At 50.8% G+C, this 1,260-nt stretch carries 1 protein-coding gene; it reads right to left on the bottom strand.

Going from position 1 to position 1,260, the window contains the following annotated elements; translation table 11 throughout:
- A partial coding sequence (locus tag DRF71_RS26195; RefSeq protein WP_198672401.1) for an ATP-binding protein occupies positions 1–1,080 on the bottom strand: 1,080 nt, incomplete at its 3' end.
- Positions 1,081–1,260: the final 180 nt, after the last annotated feature.

The raw sequence follows: 1,260 nt of genomic DNA, 5'->3' as shown, positions 1-1,260 counted from the left end.
AGGTTGAATACTCAAGAAACGGGGGTGCTCGATGCGCAGCGCGGCGACAATTCCGGTCTGCTTCTCTCGTATCTCGGCGAGTTCGGGTGCGAGAAAATTCTTAACGCGCTCTTTCGCTTGATCGACGATGCTGTCAACTTCATCTTCCGACAGCGAGAAATCCGTTCTGGTATCATTTACGGCGTCATCGAGGGCAGAGCTTTCGATATATCCAAGGAACGCAAATCTATTGTCGATAGCCTTTAGACCTATTACCCCGTCCATATCGAACCGTTTAACAGCACGCCCGTTCGCGCCAAGGTAGAGTGCATTCGTGCTTCTTTCGTCGTCTGAGATTGCTTTGGGAAGCAAAAAGCAATGGCAGACGAAATCAGCGGAAGCACCCGAAACCACTACATCGAATCGATAGTCCGCATCACGTTCAACAGAGGCTGAGAACGCGTCGAACAAGTCAATTTCGGCGTCCACATCACAGACCGTGATTTTGGGGTGACTGATGTTGATGAAGTAGCTGATGAAGTGTGCCAGAAGCCGATTTGTGACCGTGCTTGCTTTCTTTGGTATGTGAAGTGCGTATTCCCGTTTGTAGGGGGTCAGTTGAACAATTGAACCTGCGGTGCTGCGATCCGCTGGTAAGAAGGTCAGGTTATCCGTTGGGTTGGAAACCTTGAAATCAAACGAAACTGAACGCCCGCTGGACCCGTCATCATAAATGCTTTTGATATGCACCTCATCCAGCACCTTGAGCCAAACAAGGCGTCCGACGCCTTTTCCACCAATTTTTTCCTTGGCTCGCGAGTCCATTCGACGGAAAGACGCGAGGTTGCTTTCGTTGAAGCCAGTGCCGTTGTCGGAAACCGTGAAACCTTCCATATCTCCAGTTTCAGTACGGTGGAGTTCGATCAAAACTTCACCCTTACTGAGATTATCCTTACCAAATCTGTCTTCGACGGCATGAATGGAATTCATCACCGCTTCAAAGAGCGGGAAAAGTGAATTCTTGGCATTCGGAGCAAGAGATAAGTTTCGGATGCGTCCTGCGGGGTCATTGTCCCAACCCGTTTGAACTCGAACGTCCATGTGATTTGCTCCAACCTGCCCTTAGCGCCACTATGACTTCCTAGTTGGTTAGGCGCAATCCGACAGTTTTCCTCGGTACTGACCTGCGGGCCCACATGCTAGGGAACCTGTTCGCCGCTCCGCCTCTCCTCTGTTTCACAGGCGGGCGGGATCGGACCATAACGTGGGATATTTCCACCT

Source organism: Pseudogemmobacter bohemicus (genome assembly GCF_003290025.1).
GTDB classification, from domain to species: Bacteria; Pseudomonadota; Alphaproteobacteria; order Rhodobacterales; family Rhodobacteraceae; genus Pseudogemmobacter; species Pseudogemmobacter bohemicus.
This window is presented reverse-complemented; position numbering and strand designations above follow the sequence as displayed.